Origin of the sequence: Kiloniella sp., from assembly GCF_965205715.1 — a bacterium.
Classification (GTDB): domain Bacteria; phylum Pseudomonadota; class Alphaproteobacteria; order Kiloniellales; family Kiloniellaceae; genus Kiloniella.
Window position 1 is genome coordinate 478,037 of record NZ_CBDBHW010000013.1, and the last position, 23,598, is coordinate 501,634.

Consider the following 23,598-nt stretch of genomic DNA (forward strand, 5'->3'; position numbering starts at 1 on the left):
GGCATTTGGGTTTAAAGAAAAAGAACACAGGAAATACCATGACGGACACTCTAATCCCGGTTTTTGATGGCCATAATGACACGCTTCTTCGCCATGTCATGAACGAAGGTACTACGAAACAAGTGTCCTTCTTTGAGGAAAACAAAACCGGACACATAGACTTACCAAGGGCACGTAAAGGTGGTTTTACTGGTGGTCTGTTTGCGATGTTCACGCCCTCGAAATACGATGATACCTCGGGAGTTCCCTTTGACCCAGAGGATCCAGCAAACTTTGCCGAGATTGATCAACTCGGCGCGCTCAATTTCACAAATAAAATGTTCGCCATGGCGCGTAAATTTGAGAAAGAAAGCCAGGGGGATGTGATCATTGCGCGTTCAGTTGCCGAGGCTCGATCTGCGATGGCAGAAGGTAAGTTGGCAATGATCATGCACATTGAAGGTGCGGAAGCTATTGACGCTGACCTCAAGGCGTTGGAAGTCCTTTATGCATCTGGCCTGAGATCCATTGGTCCGGTATGGAGTAGGAAAAATATCTTTGCAGATGGTGTTCCAATGGCTTTCCCAAGTTCTCCTGACACAGGGTCTGGTTTAACGGATAGGGGCAGAGAACTGATCAAGAACAGTAATGACATGGGAGTCATGATTGACCTTTCTCACATTACGGAAAAGGGTTTCTGGGACGTAGCGGAGCTTTCGACAAAACCTCTCGTTGCCTCCCATTCCAACGCCCATGCACTTAGTCCTTCTGCTCGAAACTTGACGGACAAACAACTGGACGCCATGCGTGAAAGTAAAGGGCTTGCTGGTCTGAATTACCATGTTGCCTTTCTTCGGGAAGACGGCGCTCATGATGTGGATACATCCCTTGATGTACTCGTCCGTCATACGGCGTATTTGGTTGAAAAGCTTGGTGAAGATGGCGTTGCACTTGGTTCCGATTATGATGGTTGTCTTGTTCCGTCAGAGCTAAAGGATGTCGCTGGATTACCTAAATTAATACAGTGTTTTCGCTCGGCTGGTTTTGGTGAGAAATTGATCCGAAAGATAGCCAGTGAAAACTGGCTCAATGTACTTGAGCGTACAGGTCTTTAACTCTTTGATGTAGAAGCAGAAATAGATACCGCTACAAACTTCAGAGCCATTCTGACTTCACAATCCATTGAATTGTGTCTTTGATCTTGTTCACGCACAGTGAAAGAAGAAGTCTTCTGACGTATTTGAAGTGGGGTTTGCTATGGGCGATGAGATGGAAGGATTACTTCAAGAAATAAGAGACTGTAAGGTCTGTAAAAGTGAACTTCCGCTAGGCCCCCGTCCTGTTGTACGTGCGTCCGCAACCGCTAAAATACTGATCATAGGTCAAGCCCCGGGGACAAAAGTTCATGAAACCGGGATTCCCTGGAATGATCCCTCAGGAGAACACCTCAGAGAGTGGATGGATGTGGATGCAACGACCTTCTACGATGACACTCGCATAGCGATCATGCCGATGGGCTTTTGTTATCCCGGACGCCTTGAGAAAGGGGGCGATGCGCCACCGCGACCGGAATGTGCGCCTTTATGGCATGCTAGGCTCAAGGAGCAGATGTCAAATGTCCAGATAACTCTGTTAATTGGTCAATATGCACAGCGATATTATTTGGGGAAAAGTGGTAAGAAAACCCTGACGGAAACGGTACGTTCCTGGCGGGAATATCAACCAGACTGTTTTGTTACCCCGCATCCGAGCTGGCGTTCAAAAATATGGTTAAAGAAGAACCCTTGGTTTGACGAAGAGGTACTTCCTGTAATGCGTGCCAGAATAAGGGAGTTGCTTTAAAAGTAGCTAGAAAAGCAGCATGAAATTAATCAGGAAAGGGTGTTCGTCCGGCTCTCCATTTTTTCCATATCGTCGTCACTTATGCCAAAATAGTGGCCGATTTCATGAAGAAGCACGTGGTTGATCACCTGGCTCAGGTCTTCGCCATTTTCACACCAAAAATCAAGGATAGGGCGGCGAAACAAAAAGACGGTGTCTTTTTCATCGCTCAGGTCCCGTTCAGTCGGAGACTTTCGATCAACACCTTGATAAAGGCCGAGCATTTCGAAGGGCGTTTCACAATCCATGGCTTCCATCATATATTCGGATGGAAACTCCTGAACTTCAATTTTGATTTGGCTTGCCACATCACGAAGTTCATCCGGCATATGGGCATAGGATTCACGTGCCAGAGATTCAATATCACTGATCTCTGGGGGGGTGGAGAAACGTTCTACGTTATGAAGTTGGCCCATTTTTTCATTCCAGAATGCCGAGGAGGGCAATAGGCATAGATTCAAAGGCACTGTCAATGTCAAACACAGCCGACGCTTTTTTTAAATCACCCACTCTTATATACAATTATTCTATGCTATTGTTAACAAAAGAACAAATTTCATTATTACAGGATCCATGAATATGACAAGCCGAACTGTACCAGAGAAATTATCTTCAGATGAACGTGTCGATTTACTTTCTTCTTTGGAAGGCTGGGCTTTGGAGCCGGATAGAGATGCCATTCGCAAAGTTTTTATGTTTAAAACTTTTAATCAGGCGTGGGGTTTTATGAACAGGGTTGCCTTGGTCGCTGAAAAAATGGGGCATCATCCAGAATGGTTCAATGTTTATAATAAGGTAGATATAGTATTAACCACGCATGATTGTGACGGATTGTCTTCACTGGATGTAGAGCTCGCCAAAAAAATGAATCTTTTTGCCTCTAAGGTATAGACAGGTTTATTGCCAAAGGGCTTGTAACAACAACGAGTCCTTCTCATGTGTTTAAAATGCGATTCTTTCAATTTAGAAAACCTGACCCTGATAAACCTGAAAATGAGCCTCTGGAGGATGATGAGAAGCTCGTTAAGAAGGACTTTTTGAGAAAGCTCAAAAGAGTTGCGGCTAAAATCACGTTTTCAGAAAAACTTCTCGCCGCCTATTTCTGTGCAATGGATACGAGCACCCCGGTCAGGGTGAAGGCTATTCTTATGGCTGCTTTGGCTTATTTTGTTGTCCCAGCAGATCTAATCCCTGATTTTTTGGTGGGCTTAGGATATACGGATGATATCTCGGTCCTCATTGCCGCGATAACTTCGGTAAACGCACATGTAAAAGAGGAGCATATGGAAAAGGCCCGTGATCTTCTTGAAACACTAGACTAATGTTGGCACTTCTCCGCTTTGTTGAGTAGATTTAGGATTTCAAATAGAGCATAGATTGATTATCTGGAATGGATGATTGTCTAATTTTGAGTTTGAAGTATTCGGTATCCTTGATGCCTCTGACTCGCTTACGGATCATATCTATGCTCTATTTGAAATCCTAAATCTACTCAACAAAGCGGAGAAGTGCCACAACGAGGTTCTCATGTTTGCTTGCGTCCACATGCTTCACAATCCATTTATGCCAGCACGCGGACGCGATATTTTTGCGGTCGATCATCCCATCACCATTCGTGAATGGCTTGATGAAGCGGGCATCACAGAATTTGAACGTCCTACCATTTGCCTATTCAATGGCGAAGCGGTGCTTCGAGATCAATGGTATAAAATCACCATTGGTCTGTCTGATGTCGTTACCTTTATCACGCTGCCCCAAGGCGGCGGCGGAGGGGGTGGAAAGATTATACGATCCGTCCTGACCATTGATGTCATGGTTGCGGCCCCTTATGCTGGAGCTGCGCTCGCTGGGGCGATTGGTGTCACCAGCACTGTAGGCATTGCACTGGTCACCGCTGGCGTGGCCTTTGCCGGAAGTGCGCTATTGAATGTGTTGGTGCCGCCACCTGTGCCATCCACCAGTTTGAATAGCGGCTTTGGTAATACACCTGCAGCAAGCCCAACATATTCATTGCAGGCACAGGGCAATCAGGCGCGCTTAAGTCAACCCATCCCAGTGGTTTATGGTCGGCATATTGTCTATCCCGACTTGGCCGCAACGCCATATTCGCTCTATCAGAATAACGAGCAGTATTTGCATCAGCTGCACTGCATCGGTCAGGGTGAATATGATCTGGAGCAGATCCGTATTGAGGATACGCCGATCAGCTCCTTTGAAGAAATTGACTATGAAATCGTGCAGCCCGGCGATGCCGTCACGCTATTTGATACGGATGTCGTCACTGCACCCGAGGTCGCCGGACAGGAATTACTCAGCACAGGTGATGGTGGTGATTGGGTCGGGCCTTTTGTGGCCAATCCCGCACAAACCAACTGCCACCAGATCAGCGTTGATATTGTCATGCCGCGTGGGGTCTATTATGCCAATGATAGCGGCGGCCTGAACAACCGCACCATCACATGGCAGTTTGAAGCGCGTCAGATCGATGATGACGGCACAGCGATTGGTACATGGCAGACATTGGGGAGTGAAACCCTCACGGCAGCAACCAATACGCCGCAACGCATGACGTTTGATTATGCTGTGGCGACCGGACGCTATGAAGTGCGGGCTTTGAGAACCGATGCCAAGGATACATCTGCCAGAGCTGGGCATGAGCTTCGCTGGGGCGGCTTAAAAGCTGTCTTGGATCAAACGCCTGATTTCGGGGATGTCACGCTCATTGCCATGAAAATGCGGGCTACGGATAATTTATCGCAGCGCTCATCGCGGATGGTGAATTGCCTTGTCACGCGCAAATTGCCTGTGTGGGATGAAGCCACCGGATGGTCAACACCACAAACCACACGCTCCATCGCATGGGCTCTCGCTGATATTGCCCGCAGTCAATATGGTGGAAAACTAGATGATAGCCGGATTGATCTGGCACAACTCAAAGCGCTGGATGCCAATTGGCAAGCACGCAACGATTATTTCGATGCCGTATTTGATCAAACGGTCACGGTTTGGGAGGCACTGAGCCGAACAGCACGTTGTGGCCGCGCCGTGAGCTTCATGCAAAGCGGCACTGTTCGCTTTGTTAGAGATGAACAACGCTCGATCCCGGTTGCTTTGTTCAGCCCCCGCAACATTGTGAAGAACAGTCTTAAAATCCAGTATCTGCTGGCCAGTGATGATACGGCTGACAGCGTTACGGTGGAGTATTTCTCAAAAGAGACATGGCAAACGGCAGAAGAAACCGTCAGCCTGCCGGATAGCACCAGCGATCAACCCGCCCGGGTGAGATTGTTTGGCTGCACTGAAAAGAACCAAGCCATCCGCGAAGGCAAATATATGGCAGCCGCTAATCGTTATCGCAGGCGCTTGGTGACCTTTCAAACAGAGTTGGAAGGCTTGATCCCCACTTACGGTGATCTGATAGCCATTACCCATGATATGCCAAGCTGGGGCCAAGGTGCCGAGGTTATTGCGGTTGATGACAATGTTCTGAGCTTATCAGAGCCATTGGAATGGTCTGAGGAGCTTGGGGATCATTTCATCAGTCTGCGTAAAGCTGATGGCAGCGTTTCTGGTCCTTGGCTTGTCCTGCCCGGTGAAACACCCAGTCAGGTGGTTTTGCAGGATGAGCTCGACTTCACGCCCTACACCGGAGAGCTGCAGGAGCGTACGCATATTGCTTTTGGCGCTGGCGAGAAATGGAGCACGCTGGCCCGCGTAACGGCTGTCCGGCCTCGCGGTGAGCTGGTTGAAATCAGCGCCGTTGCCGAAAATCCGGTCGTCCATACCGCCGACCAATAACCATTAAAAACAGGAAGATTAATCATGACCGCTGATAATCATCAGCGGCAGGACGATATGGTGTGCCTGCCGCGTACAGAATTTGAGTCTCTGCTGGAGCAAGCTGCCTGCCGAGGGGCCAGAAAAGCCTTAAAGGAAGTGGGTTTGGCAGATGAAAAAGCCGCCAACGACATCCGCACGTTACGTGATTTAGCAGGCTCAATCAAAACCATGCAACGCACCTTTCTGCAAACCATCGTGCGCTGGATAACCATTGGTCTTCTGGCGCTCTTGGTCGCAGGTGTGGCTGCAAAAATTGGACCCTTCACCCCCAAATAAATAGGAGAAAAACTATGCTGACATTACTTGGAAGCCTGCTGGGCTTTTTATCATCCGCGTTTCCGGATTTTTTAAAACTCTGGCGTGATCATGCCGACCGCAAACATGAGCTGGCCATTCTGGACCGCCAGATGGAAGCGCAACGCCAAGGCCACACGCAGCGCCTTGAAGAAATACAGGTGCAGGCCGATGTGGCTGAAAGCAAGGCGCTCTATGCCCATGCCAGCCAGCCCAGCGGTGTGAAATGGGTTGAGGCTTTGCGTGCATCGGTGCGCCCAATCATCACTTATGCGTTTTTTATCCTGTTCGCCACCGTCAAAACCGCTGCGCTGTTCAAGTTATTGGATCAGGGTGTCGGAATTACCGACGGGCTGATTGCCGTTTGGGATGGTGAAACGCAGGCATTATTTGCGGCTGTCATGTCCTTCTGGTTTGGGCAACGCGCTTTGGCCAAGTTCCGCTCAAATCCTTGAAAAACATGATCTTATTCACTTGATAAGCGCCCAGAACGAAGCGTTACTGTAAGTGTAAAAAGCAATAGAAAACAAGGAGATAACGCCATGAGCAAACTATTTTACAAGGCCATGATTGAGGATGTTCAAAACGAAAAATGCACCGATGCAGAGCTGGAAGCACTGCTGAATGCCTTTGAATACACCGTCAAAAAAAATGGCCACCACACTGGCCCGTAAAGCTTGGTACGCGCTGGAAGATTACGCCACTGCCAAACAATACGGCATTAACCGCTTTACGCTGATAATTGAGCGCAAGAATGTCCTCGGGCAAGAGCAATGGCATGGCGTTTTTGAATATGGCAGCAAGAACCTGAAAGTTATAGGAACACTGGAAAAATGAGACACATCACACAAAACGGACTGGAGCTGATCAAACGGTTCGAGGGCTTCTCTCGGACCGTTTATTTTTGTCCTGCTGGTTATCCCACAATCGGCTATGGTCACGTTGTCAAAGACGATGAGGATTTTTCGGCAGGCATTGATGAAGCACAGGCCGAGGAATTATTGCGTCAAGATGCCCAGATTGCAGAGCGTGCTGTCCTGCGCTTAATCAATGTGCCGCTGACAGACGGTCAGTTTGATGCGCTGGTGTCATTCACCTATAATCTGGGTGGTGATGCGCTCCAGCGTTCAACACTACGTCGTAAAATCAACCGCGAGGAACATGGCGAGGTTCCAGAGCAATTCATGCGCTGGGTCTGGGCGGGTGGACGCAAGCTCAAAGGGCTGGTTCGGCGTCGGGCTGCAGAGGCTGGTTTTTATCAAACCAGCTCTGCCTGAGTCATGTATTCGCTCATCAATCCGTCAAAACTTCTATTCGAAGTAATGGCATTGTGTGGAATAAGAGCATAGTGCCATGGCTTGCCGCCATTTTCTTGGGCATGTTGAGTGGCAAACTGGCACCAACGCACAGCTGCTTTTTGTTTAGCCAAAACTGTGTCACTCTTCATCTCTGAAGCCATTTTAGGTTCACATAGATATTTGGCATCCGCAGTTTCAACGACAAAATCCGGCTCATAAGAAACACCATTTTTATACTCAATTTGGAAGAAGCCCGGTGCTGGCTTCATCCAGCGAATGACTTTACCATCATCTTCCAAAATCTGAGCAAACCTAAGCTCACCATCTACCGAATCAAATTTTTGCAGCGGATAACAGCATTTTGCAAAGCCGCCAAAAACAATCTTTTTCACATCACTTTTGACTTCTAGAATAGATCTGAAATCTCGGGGTGTTGCGCCTTCCTGAATAGTACAGTTGAATGGCTTCAATATTGTAAATCCTCTGCTTACACTTACCTGATAGTCCGTAGGTGTTTCCCAATAATGCTGCATAAGCTGTGCGACTATAAAGTCGGTTATTTTGCCTTGATTATGGATCAAAACATTTTCGACATCGCTTTCATCGGATAAATAAGATTTAAAGCGGGCAACAATCTGTCCAGCAAGCTTGTAAAGCAATTCAGCATGTTCATCATAGTCAACAAGGTCATGATCAATCAGGCCACGAATGACATAGTTTTCAAGGCTCTGTTCTTTATCGTAACCACCGTCCCAAGAAAGTAGACTACTTTTGCTGGTACGAAGCTGACGGATCAAGATTTCTTGGCTAACAGGCTGAAAGTTCAATCGTTCTAAACCATCAAGATCAAAATCATTGAAGCCATAAGTCACATCACGAGATGGAATCAAAACGATATTAGGAATATCGATTGTTAATTCAGCAAGATTCTTTGTAACTGTTTCAACTACCTCTTTAACCACAGCGTTTGCGCTATCAGGTTCAAGCTCCAAAGCACCCTGATCCGGCTTAATGATTTCTGAAACTTCTTTGATGATCTGCGTTTGAATTTCAGGCGTTGATAGTTCTCTAGAGCTTTTAAGACGCTCGTATCGTTTAGCAACTTCCATCGTCACCTCAGCAACTCGTTGATGCTGTGGCGTTTTTATGATGGTCGCCGTTGCTGTTTCTGGCTGATGATTATAATCATTTCCAGACACAGAAGAACCAGCCAATGCCATTGAAGCTAAAGATGGAACGGCGATGGCTTGAGGTTTCTCAAACGGTACATCGCCGCCGTTACCAATCTCAATTTTCTTCTTGATGATCGAATTTGGATCATTGGCGCGGTCCACAATATCTTGGAATCTGTCATGGGCGATAATCGTCAGGCGATCAACCGCTTCAACACCTGTTCTGCGTCCATATGGCAATCGCAAGCCACGGCCAATAGTTTGCTCGGTTAAAATCTCAGAAGCCGATGCGCGAAGAGGAACAATGGTGTAAAGGTTAGTAACGTCCCAGCCTTCTTTTAGCTTATTAACGTGAATAACGATTTCTGTTGGCTCGTTCGGGTCCTCAACGGAAATTAAGCGCTGAATGTTTTCATCTTCTTCCGCACCAGATTGCTTGGAATGAACCTCGGCAACCTTGCCTTTGTATCGTCCTTCAAAGAAAGCATCGGATTCTAACAGCTCACGCAACTGGCGAGCATGCTCGGTATCCTGTGCCACCACCAGCATAAACGGCTTGACGATCTTTTTATCATACTGACGCGCATAAACATCAAGCTTGACTTTCACATGCTCGTGGTGATGGATACCATCTTCCAGCTTAATGCGCTCAAGTTGCTCAGGCGTATAGTTTTCAGGCTTAAAGTCTTTACGCGTAGCCACCGCTGGGTCTTTCACATACCCATCTTCCATAGCCTCTGATAGTGAATACGCATAAATCGTATTCTTAAAATCAGCAGGCGTTGCACCTGTTGTTTTCGGTGTAGCCGTCAGTTCTATACCCAGCACTGGTTTTAGCTCATTAATGGCGTTTGCGCCTGCTGTGGCGCGATAGCGGTGCGCTTCGTCCATCAGCATGACCAAGTCCGGCAGGTTGGAAAGATACTCAAAATAGCTCTCCCCAATAGTTTCCTGCAGGCGTTTGATACGCGGTGTTTTAGATTTTGCAGCACCTTTTTTATTCTCGGTCGCATTAATCTTTGAGATATTGAAGATATTGATAAATGGCGTGTCGCTATCTTCAAACAAGCGGCCTTGACCACGGAAATTATTTTCATCGAAGCGAACACCTTTGCCGCTGTCATAATCTTCACCTGTGATGATAACGGGTGGGTTTGCGATGAATTCCTGAATGCCACGGAAGACGTATTTAGGGCTTTGTGGGCTAAAATCTTCCTTCAGCTTTTCATAGATGGTCAGGTTTGGTGCCAACACAAAGAAGTGTCGACTTCGGCTGGTCAAATACAGGTAGCTGATAAATGCGCCCATCAAGCGGGTCTTACCAACCCCGGTTGCCAACGCAAAACAGATGGATGGGAAATCACGCTCAAAATCCTGAACGGAAGAGTACATGCTTTTTATGACTTCAAGGTCGCGCTCAAGGTCCGTGTCTTTTGACAGTTCGATGCTTTCAAGCACACGAGCCAGAATATCAAGAGATTCATCCTGCGGTCGGCGCAGCGAGAGGCGAGCAGATATGTTTCTTACAGTACGGTTCATGATTATACCTCCTTACTTTCTTCGGTAAATAGGTCGGGTTCGGCCTGATCATCGCTTTCTGCTGGCTGCAGCTTGGCGACATTCAGGCTGTAATCATCCTTGCCCCATTCACATTTTGTCAGAACCGCCTGCGGTATCTTTTTAAGGGTTAAATTATCGAATGCTTCTGCATTGGCGTTGAATGCCTTGCAGCAGATCAAAAGGGTCCGGTTCGGGCCAACTTCTTCGCTGATTGCCCGCAGCTGCTCATGCGTCAGTGAGCTGGTTGTCACATAGATGAAGTCGGTTTCCGTTGAGTGACCATGCATCCAGTAGTGGCTTTCATCCGGTGCATAGGTGAAGCCCATATGCTTGCACATGGCCTCGGTCAGCATTCCGGCGTTGTAATCCTTACTGATGACCCAGTTGCCCCATTTATCTTTTTCCAACATGGATGGTGCTAGTCGGTAATAACGGAAACCGCCACCACCTTTCCAATCTACAGCTTTGGATATTCCCCCATCATCAATATTGTTAATTACCGCTTCAATTCGTGGTAATATGTGAGTATCGCAGTGCTCTCCGAGCTCGATCATAATCCATTTACGATTCATTTTATGAGCAGTGGCTCCAGTTGAACCTGAGCCAGCGAAACTATCGAGAACAATATCTCCCGGTTTAGTTGACCACCTAACGATTCGCTCTAGAAGTTCTTCATGCTTTTCATGCGGGAAATCAGTATATTTTCCAGATGTGCGAACATCCATCCAAACATCTGAAACCATTTTATAATTTCTTGGCGGAACATAATATTGGACTACATTATCTTCGCTTAATCTAACCAAGTTAAGCTTTTCACCTGTTTCTTGAACTTTCAGTCCATAATAATCATCCAAGCTCATACTGTCTGAATAATTATCAAGATAATCTTGGTAGTTTTTTATCGCTACTTTTGTTCTGTTCTCAGCCCATCTCCACTGACCTGTCTCTGGTTTTATACCAAAGATTTCGTAGCGCATTGTTTTTCGATCTGTTCCTCGCCAAAATGTATCCCATTTCCCGGGCTCGGCATCTTCTTGAAAGGCCATTAACTTAGGCAGGCGCGTACCTTGTGATTTTGCGTACAAGAATATTGTGTCATGTCCTACTGAAAGAGCATCGATAGTTTCAAATTGAGATTGAACATTCTTTGTTCCTCGGCGAACAATGATTTCATTCTTGAAGCAGGTTTCACCGAACACTTCATCAAGCAAACACTTCAATCTTGCTCCTTCTCTGTAATCAATTTGTATGAAGAGTAGCCCATCGTCACTGAGAAGCTTTTTGTATATTTCCAATCGGTCTCGCATTAGGCCGAGCCATATTGAATGCTCCAACCCGTCGTTATAATGGGTGAATGCTGCGCCAGTATTATATGGGGGGTCGATGTAAATACATTTTACCTGTCCAGTATATTCTGACTCCAATGCCTTGAGTGCAAGTAAGTTGTCGCCAAAAATAAGCTTATTATCAAAGATGTCATTTTCTGTAACGCGCTCCTTGGCGTGATAGGACTTTTCAGGGTCTTCCAGCAGGATGCGTGGCTCAAGCCGAGGGCGCTTATCTTTCCCGATCCATGTTAATTCTAGTTTTTGTTGGCTCTTCTCCGCTTTGTTGAGTAGATTTAGGATTTCAAATAGAGCATAGATTGATTATCTGGAATGGATGATTGTCTAATTTTGAGTTTGAAGTATTCGGTATCCTTGATGCCTCTGGCTCGCTTACGGATCATTCCTATACTGACATTACCAGCCTCTATCCTGGCGCTTGTGAGCTTGTGTTTGGCGTAGTTGCAGATGCCCACACAATGTTTCCGTAGGGATTTCGCGAACTTTTTTAGATAGAGCATCTGTGACTGATCTGCTATCAGGCACCAACGTTCCAGTTGCTCCGCCATCGCCTCAAATGAAGCGGCACTCCACAGCAGCTGAAGCTGTTCTTTCAAGACGTAAAGTGCATTCAGGTTGCTATTGCTCTCCAGCAACCTTTGCAGCTTGTCACTTTGTTTTTCACTCAACTTATCCGCATTTTTGAGCAACAGATAATGCGTCCCTTTCATCAACTCTTTACCACTTGGATCGGCCTTTCTGAACTCAAGTCGACGCTGATTATGGATAGCTTTGCTGTAGTTTTTCATGACGTGGAAACGGTCAAATACTATGTCGGCCAACGGCAAGGACTCTCTGACAGCCTTTTGGTAGGCAGGCCCCATATCCATCGCTACGGCCTTTATTTTGCAGGCTGTATCTGGTTGCAGTTGTTTCAAAAACCTTGAAAAAACCTCGGCAGTTCGGCCTGCTTCAACCCAGATCAGATGACCGCCAACCATATCGTAGACCACCGTCATGTAGTCATGACCTTTCGCCCGGGCAACTTCATCTACACCAATATATTCCAAGCCAGTTAGCTCTGCAGGATCAAGCGTAGGGAGAGTTTCAATAAGGTATGCCCTGTCGATATTCTTGACCGTTTCCCATCGTATATCCAAATGTCTGGAAACCGCTTGAATAGACATATGCCGACATAATCCACTGATCAGTCGGCAAAATCGGTGAGTGAAACGGCACCCTTTATCAACAAAATCACACCCCTCAATGCGGCGTTCGCCCTTGTTAATATAAACCTGCGCCAGCTCAATCTCGACCACACAAGGATACCCAAAAAGGGGGATGTCGTTTACTTGTCGGCGGACATGCTGGTTGATGCTTCCCTTCTGGCCTGTAGCAGGGTCTATAGCCCTCCTACGCGCGTCTCGGCTGCAGTGAATGACAATCTTAACACCGCCGTCATCCAGTTTAATTTCATTTACACGTTGCCCTTTGAGGCCTAAAATATGCTGCGAGATGTTGATTGTCATATACCTGCTCTATGTAAAGTTATCAGAAACCATACATATCAACAGGTTACTTGGCGGTCGGCATCTTTTTCTACTCAACAAAGCGGAGAAGAGCCTTTTTGTTTTTTACGGCTCATGTGATCGTCCTCAAATTAAATTCCAGCGAATGGTAAAGACCTCATCGGCTGTGTGGGACAGCTTAAGCTTGGCTTCGATCTCTTCAAGCAATTCGTCTGACTTCTCATCGACTTGTTTACGAGTTTCAAAAAACTCCATCATCTTTTTATCATGCTCTTTTTCGAGCTTTTTGACTTGGCGCTGAGCGGCTGTTTTTTCTTCCAGCGTTTTCAATGCGCGGGCTGCCTTTTTGGCAGCCCGGATATCTTTCTGCAGTCGATTTAATTCCTGCTGAATTGCATCTTTGGAATCCTCGGCCCAGCGATCAAGTTTTTCCTGCTCTTCATTGAAGTATTCTTCATTTAGGCGCTGCGCGTCTTCAAGATGCAAGGTCGTGGCAGATTGTTCTGCTTGTTCAATTTTGCCAAGGATAGTGCCATCAATGCTTACCATACTGCCTTGGGTTGCCGGGATTAGCATTAAGCGCTCGCATTGCTGTTGGTCGAGGGTTGAGCCATCATCTGCAACAGCGCTGAATACCAGTTTTTCAACGGTATCGATGGAATCAATTTTTAGTTTGGATAACTTCAGCCAGCCAGATTTGCCTCGCATATTTCTCAAGTCAGCCAATTGCATGCCGTAACTGTCATAGTCGAACGTGATTTCTGTGGGCGTAAGGCTGTTTTGCTTGGCAGTGTCAATCAAGCTTGCAACAAGTGGGTTTTCAATTTTCAGGAAATGACCGTTTTGTTCTTCCGCCAGCTTCCAGTCGCAATAAAAGCGCTGCCCATCGTGCATAAACCCATCATCAAAGTGATCGGCAAGTGGCAAAACACCTCTGCAGAAAGCGCGTATTTTCCGCCCGTGTTCATCCATGACCCATTGTATTTTTTCTTTTCGTGATTTCAGGCGAGAAATGACTTCCTCATCAAAATGCTCCAGAAGCTTTTCTCGTGTATTCTGCTCTTTTTCTTCAATGAGATCATCTAACTCTGTTTGAAGGGTATTGAATTCGGCTTCAATCTCATCTGCATGACGACATTTTTGTAAAATATCATTGATACGCTTCTCAATAGAAATCTCAGATTCAATAGCCCCAAGGATTTCATCGCTGGCACCGAACACACCTTCAAATAACTGGAATTTGCGGGCCAAAAGCTCAAACACGAGCTGGTCGGCTTTGTTGCCTTTGTTAACAAAATTCACGACCACCACATCGCACTTTTGGCCATAACGATGCACACGTCCGATACGCTGCTCAACCCGCTGCGGGTTCCACGGTAAGTCATAATTGATCAAAAGGGAGCAGAATTGCATGTTCACACCTTCTGCCCCGGACTCGGTGGAAATCAGGATTGTGGCTTTGTTCTTAAACTCCTCAACAATGGCCGCTTTCATATCAGCGGTTTTTGATCCTGATATTTTGTCGCTACCAGCATGGCGCTCTAGCCATTCTTTGTATATTCGCTTGGAATCTGGATCGCTATTGGACCCATTAAGCAGTGCCAGCTGTCCTTGATAGCCATTAGCCTCAAGCAGCTCCTGCAGATATTTCTGCGTGCGACATGATTCGGTGAAGATTACCGCTTTGCGTTGGCCGCCAAGTTCTCCCACTTTTGAGAAAGCTTTATCCAGCACAGTTAAAAGCGCTTCACCCTTGGCGTTTTGCTGAATTTTCTGAGCGATTGCTTTATAGGACTTGAGCTCTTCGATCTCTTCACGAAGCTTGGCTTGGTCAATGGCCGCTGCATCATCCTCCAAGTCCATTTCTTCGGCGACTTCACCAGCTGTTTCATAATCATCTAGGCTTTCGAGGCCAGCTGCTGCATTCTCTTCTAGGCGTGTAATCATTTTATCGAGCGTGCCGCTGACTGCGAAAGATGAAGAGGCGAGAATTTTCCTGATCACAAGGGTTACAAGGTGCCTTGCACCGGGTTTGATGGAGGCAATATCGTCACGCTGCAGATATGATGAAATCTGATTGTAGAGTTCCATTTCCTCAGTGGAAGGACGAAAATCCTCGACCATTGAATGACGACGTGTGAAATTAATACCACCTTCTTGTTGAACCTGACGGCGAAGCGTCCTGTTGCAAACCTTTGAAAGACGGTGACGTAAAATATCGAGATTGTTCGCGGTCGTTTTGGCCCCGACATATTGGGCTTTAAATGATTCAACGCTCCCAAAAAAATGAGGATCAATAATCGAAACCAAGCCATACAACTCAAGCAGTGAGTTTTGTAATGGAGTTGCAGAAAGCAGGATTTTTTTACGACCTTCTAACGCTTCTTGCAGTCGTTTGGCTATTTTTGCGCCGTCTTTTTTCCAGATGTTGCGAAGCTTGTGTGCTTCATCAAAAACAACCAAGTCCCAGTTGACGCTTTTTAAGTCAATATTTTTACGTGACGCAAATTCATACGAGCAGATTAAAACCCGATCTTCTTTCAGGTCGAAAGGATTGAGCGCACCAGACTTTTTATCAGCGTTATAAGAAGATGATTCCAGTATGTATGATGGAATATTGAATTTTTCTAAAAGCTCCTGTGACCATTGATTTCGAAGCATGGCAGGCACAATAAGAATGATCTTGCGGTGACGCTCCGCCCATTTCTGAGCAATGATTAGGCTGGCCTCAATTGTCTTACCAAGCCCCACCTCATCAGCTAATAGAACACCTTGCGATAGTGGCGATCTTAGAGCAAACAAAGCAGCCTCAACTTGATGAGGATTCATATCCACCTTCGATGAAGCAAGCGATTTTGAAAGGTTGTCTTCGGCAGAGCCGTCAATAGTCAAAGTGTGTGCCAGATAGGCCGCCTGATGTTCGGTATAACTTTCCGTTTTTACATTATTCTGCTTTTGTGCCTGACTCATTTTTACCGCCTGTGCTTTGCTCTTTTGTCCATTGATCGATTTCGCTCTTACGGAATCGCCATGCTCCTCCCACTTTAAAGCCCGGCAATCTGCCTTCAGATGCAAAGCGATAAGCTGTTTTCTCAGCTATTTTCAGGTATGCCGCCAGCTCTTTGACGGTTAAAATCTCATCGTCAGTCATGTCAATTAGGCTCCAAATTAGGAATTATGATTGAAAATACTGGAAACTTGAGTAGTTTTCAAGTAGTTTAATCCTCACAGCACAAAAGCAGACAATTAATGCAGCAGTACGGTAACGATCAAATTCTCTACTCACCATCGGACTTGGTCACCTTTTTGGGGTGTCACCATGCGAGCTTCCTTGATGTGAAGGCGCTGAGCGAGAGCATGGACAAGGCCGAGGCCAGCACCACGGGTCAGCTGCTGCAGAAAAAAGGCTTGGAGCATGAGGCAGCTTACCTCCAGCAGCTCAAGGATGAAGGCAAATCCGTCATTGAAATCCCCAAAGACCGTAATTTGCAAGATCGCGCCCAGCTGACATTAGAGGCCATGCAGTCTGGTGCAGACGTAATTTATCAGGCCGTTTTCTTTGCACCGCCATGGCGGGGAGATGCCGATTTCCTGATCAAGTGCGATACACCGTCCAACTTGGGTGATTTCAGCTACGAGGTGCTGGACACCAAACTGGGGAGAACGGCTGAGCCAAAACACATCATGCAGCTTTGTGTCTATTCTGAGCTACTGACTGACTTACAAGGATTGCCCCCGGCTGATATGCATCTGTTTCTGGGCGACCATGCAAAACACAGCTTTCGCGTGACCGACTTTTTCTATTACTACACCCGCGCCAAAGGCCGCTTTGAAACCTATCTGCAAAATTTGCCAGCAGACTCATATCCCGAGCCTTGCAGCCATTGTAATTTCTGCCCATGGCGCGAGGGCTGCAAAACGCAATGGGAACAAGATGACCATTTAAGCCTTGTGGCCAATATCCAACGCTCACAGATGGACAAGCTACGTAAAGCTGGCATCCGTACCGTTGCGGAGCTTGCCGCCACAACGCCCGATACCAAAATTCCTGATTTAAGCCGAGATGTATGCCTACGTCTGCGTTCACAAGCTGTCCTGCAACATCACAAAGCCGCAACGGGCGAAGATAAATGCGAGATCATCCCGTTCCCACCGGGCAAAGGCTTTACCCGCATGCCTGTGCCGGATGGTGGTGACCTGTTCTTTGATATGGAAGGCGATCCGCTTTACCCAAATGGATTGGAATATTTATTTGGGGTCTATTATTTCAAAGATGGCAAGGAGCTGTTCTTGCCGTTCTGGGCGCATGACCACGAAGAAGAAAAAGAAACCTTCAAATGCTTCATGGGCTTTCTGGCTGATCACTTGGCAAAACATCCGCACGCCCATATCTATCACTACAACCATTATGAAACGACAGCTCTGAAACGCTTGGCCTGCCGTTATGCTGTGTGTGAAGAGCAGCTGGATAATCTGCTCCGCAATCAAAAATTCATCGATCTGTATCTGGTGGTGCGTGAGAGCATCCGCACCTCTGAACCCGGCTATTCCATCAAGAACATGGAAACCTTCTATATGGACAAGCGTGCCAATGCCGTAGCGACCGCAGCCGATAGCATCATTGTTTACAATGAGTGGCGTGAAACAGGTGCTGATGAATTGCTGCAAGAGATTTCTGATTACAATGAGGTGGACTGCGTTTCCACCCATCTGCTGCGCGATTGGCTGCTGACGCTTAAGCCAGAAGATGCGCCGTGGTTTAAGGGCTTGCCTGAATGTACGGAAGAAGAAGAGCTGCAGCGCAAGGACTGGGAAATCGAATATGATGACTACCAAACCCGCCTTGGTGTGACCGAAGAAAACCCACCACCCACCAATGAACGGCTATCGCATCTGCTAGAGTTTCATAACCGGGAAGCCAAACCCCAATGGTGGAGCAGCTTTGAGCGCCAGAACAAGTTTGAAGATGAGCTGATTGACGATACGGAATGCCTTGGAGGCCTGCAACAGGTTGGTAGCCCAGAGCCTGAAAAGCGCTCCCTGATTTACAGCTACCGCTTCCCATCACAAGAATACAAGCTGAAGGTTGGCGCACAGGCCGTTGACATTGCCCTCATGGAAAATGCAGGCACCATTGTTGAGATCGATGAGGATGCCTGCATCGTCAAGATCAAACGCGGAGCCACTAAAGAACCATTGCCGGAAAGCCTGTCTATTGGCCCGCCGGGACCGATTGACAGCAAGATCATCCGCTCAGCCATTTATCGCTACGCTGACCATGTGTTGGAAGCTCCAGAAGGCACCCATGCGGCCACCGAGCTATTAGCACGCAATGTACCACGCATTCGGGATAAGCAGCCGGGAGAAGCAGTCATCACATCTGACGATTTGCAAGACGATGCGCTGGAAGCCATTGCCGCGCTACAAAACAGCTATCTCTTTATTCAAGGCCCTCCGGGCGCAGGGAAAACCTATACCAGCAGCCACATTATTGTGGACCTGATTAAGCTCGGCAAGAAAATCGGTGTTACATCCAACTCCCACAAAGCCATTCATAATCTGCTTGAAAAAGTGGAGAGCGTTGCCGCTGAAAAAAGCGTGCATTTCCACGGCATCAAAAAAGCCACAGGCGGTAATGATGAAACCGTCTTTGACGGGCAATTCATTCGCTCAGAAACCAAAACCGATAATATGAGCCTCGGTGCTGATCTATTCGCTGGAACCGCATGGACCTTTGCCAGCCCGCACTTTGACGGTCAGCTTGATTACCTGTTTATTGATGAGGCCGGGCAAGTTGCCACGGCCAATGTGGTCGCTATGGCCACGGCAACCAAGAACATCATTCTGGTCGGCGATCAGATGCAACTGGGCCAGCCCATCCAGGGCACCCATCCGGGCGAAGCCGGACTATCAGTGCTGGAATTCTTGCTGAGCGATCATTCGACCATCCCGGCAGAGCGCGGTATCTTTCTGGGCCAGACACGCCGTATGCGCCCAAGCATCTGCCAGTTTATTTCTGATGCCTTTTATGATGGTCGCCTGACAGCCCATGAAACAACAGCCGAGCGCAGCTTGAATCTGCAACGCGTTGATCTGCCCAATGAAGGGATTGTCATGATACCAGCAGAGCATGAGGGCTGCTCGCAAAAAAGCGTAGAAGAAGGCGAAATTATCAAAGAAAAATATGATGCCTTGCTCGGCCAAGAATTTACCGACCGTGATGGCAGCACACGCCCAATCACCGAAGACGATATTCTGCTCGTCACCCCATATAATGTGCAGGTCAATTACCTGCGCTCTATCTTGCCGGACAATGCCAAGGTCGGCACCGTTGACAAGTTCCAAGGCCAAGAAGCGCCCATCGTGCTGATTTCCATGGTGACATCCAGCGCCGAAGACCTACCGCGCAATATTGAATTCCTCTACAGCAAGAACCGCCTGAATGTGGCTGTCTCTCGCGCACAGTGTTTGGCAGTAGTGGTCGCCAATCCCAAGCTGCTGGAAATCCCATGCGGCACTGTGGAGCAGATGAAACTGGTCAATACATTCTGCTGGCTGGATGAGTACGCACAAACATCTGCCTGACCATATTGCTGACTTCGGCAAAATGGTTGTTCAATAGGTCTGCGGTGAATAATGGGCTTAATCACCGCACTATATGCGGCGATTTATATTGACCTTGCGGTGAATAGCGGTTATAATCACCTCAAATAATGCGGTGATTAAATATGTGGATTCATGAACATCAAGACTGGCCAATCTTTACATGGGATACAGAATCCCTTGCATCCAAGCTGGCCGATATACGCCATCGCCAAGGTCGTTTGCTGGGGCGCATGGAAGGGCTTGGCTTTAAGCTTAAGCGCGAAGCGTCTCTTAATACACTTACCAGTGATGTCGTTAAATCATCGGCCATTGAAGGTGAAAACCTGAACCCAGAGGAAGTGCGTTCGTCTATTGCCCGTAGGCTTGGGATTGATATTGCAGGGCTTATTCCGGCGAGCCGCGACGTTGAAGGTATCGTTGAGATGATGCTGGATGCCACACAACAGCTCTCCAAGCCATTAACCAAAGGTCGCTTGTTTGACTGGCATGCTGCTTTGTTTCCAACAGGGCGCAGCGGCATGCACAAAATCATCGTTGGGGGATGGCGGACTGTTGAGGCTGGTCCAATGCAGGTTGTCTCCGGCCCTATCGGCAAAGAAAAGGTTCATTTTGAAGCTCCTGCTGCAGATCGCTTAGAACAGGAAATGGAAGTTTTTCTCAAATGGTTTGGTAACGGTGATGGCATTGACCCTGTTATCAGGGCTGGCATAGCTCACTTGTGGTTTGTCACAATCCATCCGTTTGAAGATGGCAATGGGCGTATTGCCCGCGCTATTGGTGACATGGCACTCGCTCGTGCCGATGGCACACCAGACCGTTTTTACAGCCTGTCATCCCAGATCGAAGCAGAGCGCAAACAGTATTACGATCAACTGGAAGCGCAACAACGCTCAAAACCTGATATCACAGACTGGCTGTCATGGTTCTTGGATTGCCTTGGTCGCGCCATCAGCAATGCGGAGAACACGCTTGGTAATGTGCTGTTCAAAGCGCAGCTCTGGGATATGATCAATCAAAAGCCTGTGAATGACCGTCAGCGCTTGATCATCAACCGTATGCTTGAAGATGATTTTGAGGGCTTTATGAACACATCGAAATACGCCAAGCTGGCTAAATGCTCGAACGATACAGCCTTGCGTGATATCCAAGAGCTGAAGGAACGTGGTATATTTATTCAGAATCCCGGGGGTGGACGTAGTACCAGTTACAGGCTCCAGGACCGCGAAGAATGACACGTTTCCAATGAATCCCAAACAGGGATTCGAACCCACGGTTGGTACGGTACTTTCATCATTATGATGGAAGCCATGCCAAGAGCGGAAATCAAAGCAGCACAAGGTGTTGCAACATAAAACTTGCTTTCTATTGTTTTCAGGTCGATTATTTGTTGCAACACTATGGTAGGTGTAGAGGATTCGAACTCAAAGGGGTTCAATACACCGCCAATCCACCCTTATTTACAATTACACTCACCCGCCTTGAATAGCATTAAACCCTTATTTCATTGGGCAATGCGGCGTCTTGGATTATTCTGGTATTTTCTCGATTACCCCTGTATGTTTTCGTTGAGTGGTAACAAATGTGGTAATTTATAATGTCCCACCTGACAGGGAAGCTAACAAAGAAGCTGGTTGAGAACTTAGGTGTGGGTCGCCACGGTGATGGCGGCGGCTTGTATCTTGTCGTTAAGCCTTCTGGCTCACGTAGTTGGGTTGTCCGTGTTGTCGTGCAGGGACAGAAGAATAGAAAGGGTGCGCCCCTTAGAACAGACTTTGGGTTGGGTGGTGCGGATATTGTCACGCTTAATCAAGCAAGAACCAAAGCCTTGGAATATCGCCGTATGGCAAAGCAGGGGCTTAGTCCACGTTTCAATGCCAAGCAGGAAATCCCGACTTTTGAGGAAATCGCCCGGCAAGTGCATATCGACCGTATGCCAACATGGAAGAACGCCAAGCATGGGCAGCAGTGGATTAACACTTTACGGGATTACGCGTTTCCAAAAATAGGACGGATGCCAGTGGACGCCATAGGGCAGCCAGAGGCATTGATGTGCCTATCGCCCATATGGACAGAAAAGCACGAAACGGCAAAGCGACTGGCGCAGCGTATCAAGACTGTTTTGGATGTGGCGAAGTCAAAGGGCTTTCGGACTGGGGAAAACCCGATCACCGAGATTAAAGACGCCAAGGTATTACCAAAGGTCACCAAGAAGCCCAAACACCATGCGGCTATGAAGTGGCAAGACGTGCCAGCCTTCTTTGCTGATTTGTGCACCCGTGAGACTATGGCGGCTAGGGCTTTGATGTTCACTTGTCTGACTGGCTCGCGCACTGGTGAAGTATTGGGCATGCGCTGGGATGAAGTAGACTTAGAAGCGCGTTTGTGGACCGTGCCAGCGGAGCGGATGAAAACCGCTACCGACCACCGCGTTCCCCTGACATGCGAAATGCTGGCAATAATTGAGCCGTTGCAGGCTATGGCCTCTGCATATGTGTTTGAGGGCCAGAAACGCCACAAGCCGTTATCCGATATGGCAATGCTTATGCTCTTGCGCCGCATGAAGGTCGAGGACGTCACGGTACACGGGATTCGCAGTACATTCAGGGATTGGGCGTCGGAGGTTGCCAATGCGCCGCGTGAGGTGGCTGAAATGAGCCTGTCGCACAAAGTCGGGTCTGCTGTTGAGCAAGCCTATGCGCGGTCTGACCTGCTGGAACGGCGCAGGGCATTGATGGAACGCTGGTCGCAGTTTGTGACCGGGAATACAGGTAAGATTGTGAGGATAGGTTAATGTTTTGCCCTGAAGGCTATATCACTATGGCGGAAATAGTTAGAAAATTTGAAGGCAGTCTTTTTCAAGGCGTACTACACAAATTTAAAACAAGAAGGAACGATTTACACGACTTTTTTTCCACCTCTCCCATGGATGAATTGGAAGATATTGTTTTCAATTTTATTGAGGGGAATGCCTTTATAGCATCCCCAGAAGGGATGATATCGACATTAGATACTCTGAATATCAATGGGGCTGCGCGTATCTCGACAAAGGAGTTGTATTTTAGAGGTGCGAATGTGGATCTATCACTAGATTTTGCGAATACATTTAAGTTATCCACCCTGCCGCCAGATCGTTTTTCAAAGGCGTATCGTGACCAACTTAAAGCACCTGATAGTTACAATCCTTGGGAATTTGCCGCTGCTACTGGTGAGGCAAACTGTAATCATCTGTTACCAATGTATTTTGAGCGTTGTGGTTACACAATCTCACTCAAAGGGTTTGACTATATCAAAAATATTGAGACGTCCAAAGTAGAAAGATTTATAAATACGGCCAATATAATCAGGCCTTTTGAAGGTTGGCCTATTTGTGTGAGTGAACAGTTTGCCAGCGAGAAAAACATGAAATCAGAATGTGATAAATGGTTGAAGCTGAATCCTGCCCCGCAACCACACCCAAGAGTCCAAGCCGCCGCCCCGCAAGTACAATCAGGACGCCCCAGAAAACGAGACCTCGCCGCAAAAGACTACAGGCGGGTATTCCCCACTGGGCATGGAAATAAAACATGGAAGGCGGTGCTGGCCGAGATAGAAAACGAAACTGGCAACAGCTACACCATAGACACCCTCAAGCGTGGACTTAGGCTAAAAAAGTAGGGCAAAACCCTAGAAAAAATAGGCAAAAGTCATCTAAATTGAGGCAAAACCCCTAGGCAAAACTGTTTTAGACTTTTGCCCTTTTTGCCCCTGTTCCCAAGCGAATAAAACTGCCCATAATTGGAGACCTATCGAACATATCGAAAGGTAACCCAATGACTGCATTATTCGACGAAACCCGTCACTATCAACCGAACGACCCTGAAATTCTTGCCTTGCTTGGCAGTAAAGAAAAGCAAGCCCAAATGCGCCACCACGGGCGTTCACCTGCTTTTTATAAGCTGGGCCGCAAGATAATCTACCACGGCGTTGACCTTAATAAATGGGCCAATGACCAGCGTGTAGAACAGGTCGCTTAAACGAAAACCCCATTCGGACAAACGGGGCTTTCGAGGTGTTGGATAGTGGTAACTAAATATAACCACACCATACCAGCCCCGTTCCGAATTTCAAGCATTTT

At 47.4% G+C, this 23,598-nt stretch carries 21 protein-coding genes; 15 read left to right on the forward strand and 6 right to left on the reverse strand.

The annotated features are described in order from the left end of the window. Nucleotides 1-38 precede the first annotated feature (38 nt). Entirely contained in the window at nt 39-1,094 is a 1,056-nt protein-coding gene (locus ACOGW3_RS13515) for a dipeptidase (protein ID WP_419903458.1), read from the forward strand. Between the two features lie 142 nt (nt 1,095-1,236). Then, nucleotides 1,237-1,821, forward strand: a complete 585-nt coding sequence (locus ACOGW3_RS13520) for a uracil-DNA glycosylase family protein (protein WP_419903459.1) — start codon at nt 1,237-1,239, stop codon at nt 1,819-1,821. Nucleotides 1,822-1,850: 29 nt separating this feature from the next. Here ACOGW3_RS13520 and ACOGW3_RS13525 read toward each other — a convergent pair whose 3' ends face one another. After that, the gene (locus tag ACOGW3_RS13525) at nt 1,851-2,276 is read right to left on the reverse strand and encodes a metallopeptidase family protein (RefSeq protein ID WP_419903460.1); all 426 of its coding nucleotides are present in this window, start codon (nt 2,274-2,276) and stop codon (nt 1,851-1,853) included. A gap of 163 nt (nt 2,277-2,439) precedes the next feature. On the opposite strand from ACOGW3_RS13525, the gene ACOGW3_RS13530 reads away from it, so the two are divergent. The 8 genes from ACOGW3_RS13530 (at nt 2,440) to ACOGW3_RS13565 (ending at nt 7,271) form a co-directional block, all read left to right on the forward strand. After that, nucleotides 2,440-2,751, forward strand: coding sequence for a 4a-hydroxytetrahydrobiopterin dehydratase (locus ACOGW3_RS13530; protein ID WP_419903461.1), 312 nt, complete (start codon nt 2,440-2,442; stop codon nt 2,749-2,751). 56 nt (nt 2,752-2,807) lie between these two features. After that, the gene (locus tag ACOGW3_RS13535) at nt 2,808-3,182 is read left to right on the forward strand and encodes a YkvA family protein (RefSeq protein WP_419903462.1); all 375 of its coding nucleotides are present in this window, start codon (nt 2,808-2,810) and stop codon (nt 3,180-3,182) included. 205 nt (nt 3,183-3,387) lie between these two features. Beyond that, complete coding sequence (locus ACOGW3_RS13540; RefSeq protein ID WP_419903463.1) at nt 3,388-5,658, forward strand: host specificity factor TipJ family phage tail protein; 2,271 nt, start codon at nt 3,388-3,390, stop codon at nt 5,656-5,658. A 24-nt stretch (nt 5,659-5,682) separates the two neighbouring features. After that, nucleotides 5,683-5,976 carry a DUF6127 family protein gene (locus ACOGW3_RS13545; RefSeq protein WP_419903464.1) on the forward strand — a complete coding sequence of 98 codons (294 nt, stop codon included), beginning with the start codon at nt 5,683-5,685 and terminating at the stop codon, nt 5,974-5,976. A 14-nt stretch (nt 5,977-5,990) separates the two neighbouring features. Next, on the forward strand, nt 5,991-6,449 hold the full coding sequence (locus tag ACOGW3_RS13550; RefSeq protein WP_290077025.1) for a hypothetical protein: 459 nt from the start codon (nt 5,991-5,993) through the stop codon (nt 6,447-6,449). 87 nt (nt 6,450-6,536) lie between these two features. Next, nucleotides 6,537-6,668 (forward strand): hypothetical protein, encoded by a 132-nt coding sequence (locus ACOGW3_RS13555; RefSeq protein WP_419903465.1) that lies wholly within the window; start codon nt 6,537-6,539, stop codon nt 6,666-6,668. Then, the gene (locus tag ACOGW3_RS13560; protein ID WP_419903466.1) at nt 6,646-6,831 is read left to right on the forward strand and encodes a hypothetical protein; all 186 of its coding nucleotides are present in this window, start codon (nt 6,646-6,648) and stop codon (nt 6,829-6,831) included. Before ACOGW3_RS13555 ends, ACOGW3_RS13560 begins: the two co-directional genes overlap by 23 nt. Then, nucleotides 6,828-7,271, forward strand: coding sequence for a lysozyme (locus tag ACOGW3_RS13565; protein ID WP_419903467.1), 444 nt, complete (start codon nt 6,828-6,830; stop codon nt 7,269-7,271). Before ACOGW3_RS13560 ends, ACOGW3_RS13565 begins: the two co-directional genes overlap by 4 nt. On the opposite strand, the gene ACOGW3_RS13570 is transcribed toward ACOGW3_RS13565, so the two are convergent. The 5 genes from ACOGW3_RS13570 to mads1 form a co-directional block, all read right to left on the reverse strand. After that, a complete protein-coding gene (locus tag ACOGW3_RS13570; RefSeq protein ID WP_419903468.1) occupies nt 7,253-10,003 on the reverse strand; it encodes a DEAD/DEAH box helicase in 2,751 nt (916 codons plus the stop codon). The genes ACOGW3_RS13565 and ACOGW3_RS13570 overlap by 19 nt on opposite strands. A gap of 2 nt (nt 10,004-10,005) precedes the next feature. Further along, entirely contained in the window at nt 10,006-11,448 is a 1,443-nt protein-coding gene (locus tag ACOGW3_RS13575; RefSeq protein WP_419903469.1) for a site-specific DNA-methyltransferase, read from the reverse strand. 197 nt (nt 11,449-11,645) lie between these two features. Then, nucleotides 11,646-12,878: an ISL3 family transposase gene (locus tag ACOGW3_RS13580; protein ID WP_419901077.1), complete on the reverse strand. Its 1,233-nt coding sequence runs from the start codon at nt 12,876-12,878 to the stop codon at nt 11,646-11,648. A gap of 126 nt (nt 12,879-13,004) precedes the next feature. Beyond that, complete coding sequence (locus ACOGW3_RS13585; protein ID WP_419903470.1) at nt 13,005-15,848, reverse strand: SNF2-related protein; 2,844 nt, start codon at nt 15,846-15,848, stop codon at nt 13,005-13,007. Beyond that, the gene (gene mads1 / locus ACOGW3_RS13590; RefSeq protein WP_419903471.1) at nt 15,823-16,029 is read right to left on the reverse strand and encodes a methylation-associated defense system helix-turn-helix domain-containing protein MAD1; all 207 of its coding nucleotides are present in this window, start codon (nt 16,027-16,029) and stop codon (nt 15,823-15,825) included. The genes ACOGW3_RS13585 and mads1 overlap by 26 nt, the downstream gene beginning before the upstream one ends. 98 nt (nt 16,030-16,127) lie before the next feature. Between mads1 and ACOGW3_RS13595 the strand changes: the two genes are divergently transcribed. The 5 genes from ACOGW3_RS13595 to ACOGW3_RS13615 all read left to right on the forward strand — a co-directional run bounded on the left by ACOGW3_RS13595 (nt 16,128) and on the right by ACOGW3_RS13615 (nt 23,497). Continuing rightward, on the forward strand, nt 16,128-19,463 hold the full coding sequence (locus ACOGW3_RS13595; RefSeq protein ID WP_419903472.1) for a TM0106 family RecB-like putative nuclease: 3,336 nt from the start codon (nt 16,128-16,130) through the stop codon (nt 19,461-19,463). Between the two features lie 143 nt (nt 19,464-19,606). Further along, the gene (locus tag ACOGW3_RS13600) at nt 19,607-20,716 is read left to right on the forward strand and encodes a Fic family protein (protein WP_419903473.1); all 1,110 of its coding nucleotides are present in this window, start codon (nt 19,607-19,609) and stop codon (nt 20,714-20,716) included. A gap of 362 nt (nt 20,717-21,078) precedes the next feature. After that, nucleotides 21,079-22,275: a tyrosine-type recombinase/integrase gene (locus ACOGW3_RS13605; protein ID WP_419903474.1), complete on the forward strand. Its 1,197-nt coding sequence runs from the start codon at nt 21,079-21,081 to the stop codon at nt 22,273-22,275. Next, nucleotides 22,275-23,138, forward strand: a complete 864-nt coding sequence (locus ACOGW3_RS13610) for a hypothetical protein (RefSeq protein WP_419903475.1) — start codon at nt 22,275-22,277, stop codon at nt 23,136-23,138. Before ACOGW3_RS13605 ends, ACOGW3_RS13610 begins: the two co-directional genes overlap by 1 nt. Nucleotides 23,139-23,293: 155 nt before the next feature. Beyond that, complete coding sequence (locus tag ACOGW3_RS13615; protein WP_419903476.1) at nt 23,294-23,497, forward strand: hypothetical protein; 204 nt, start codon at nt 23,294-23,296, stop codon at nt 23,495-23,497. The last annotated feature ends 101 nt before the right edge of the window (nt 23,498-23,598 follow it).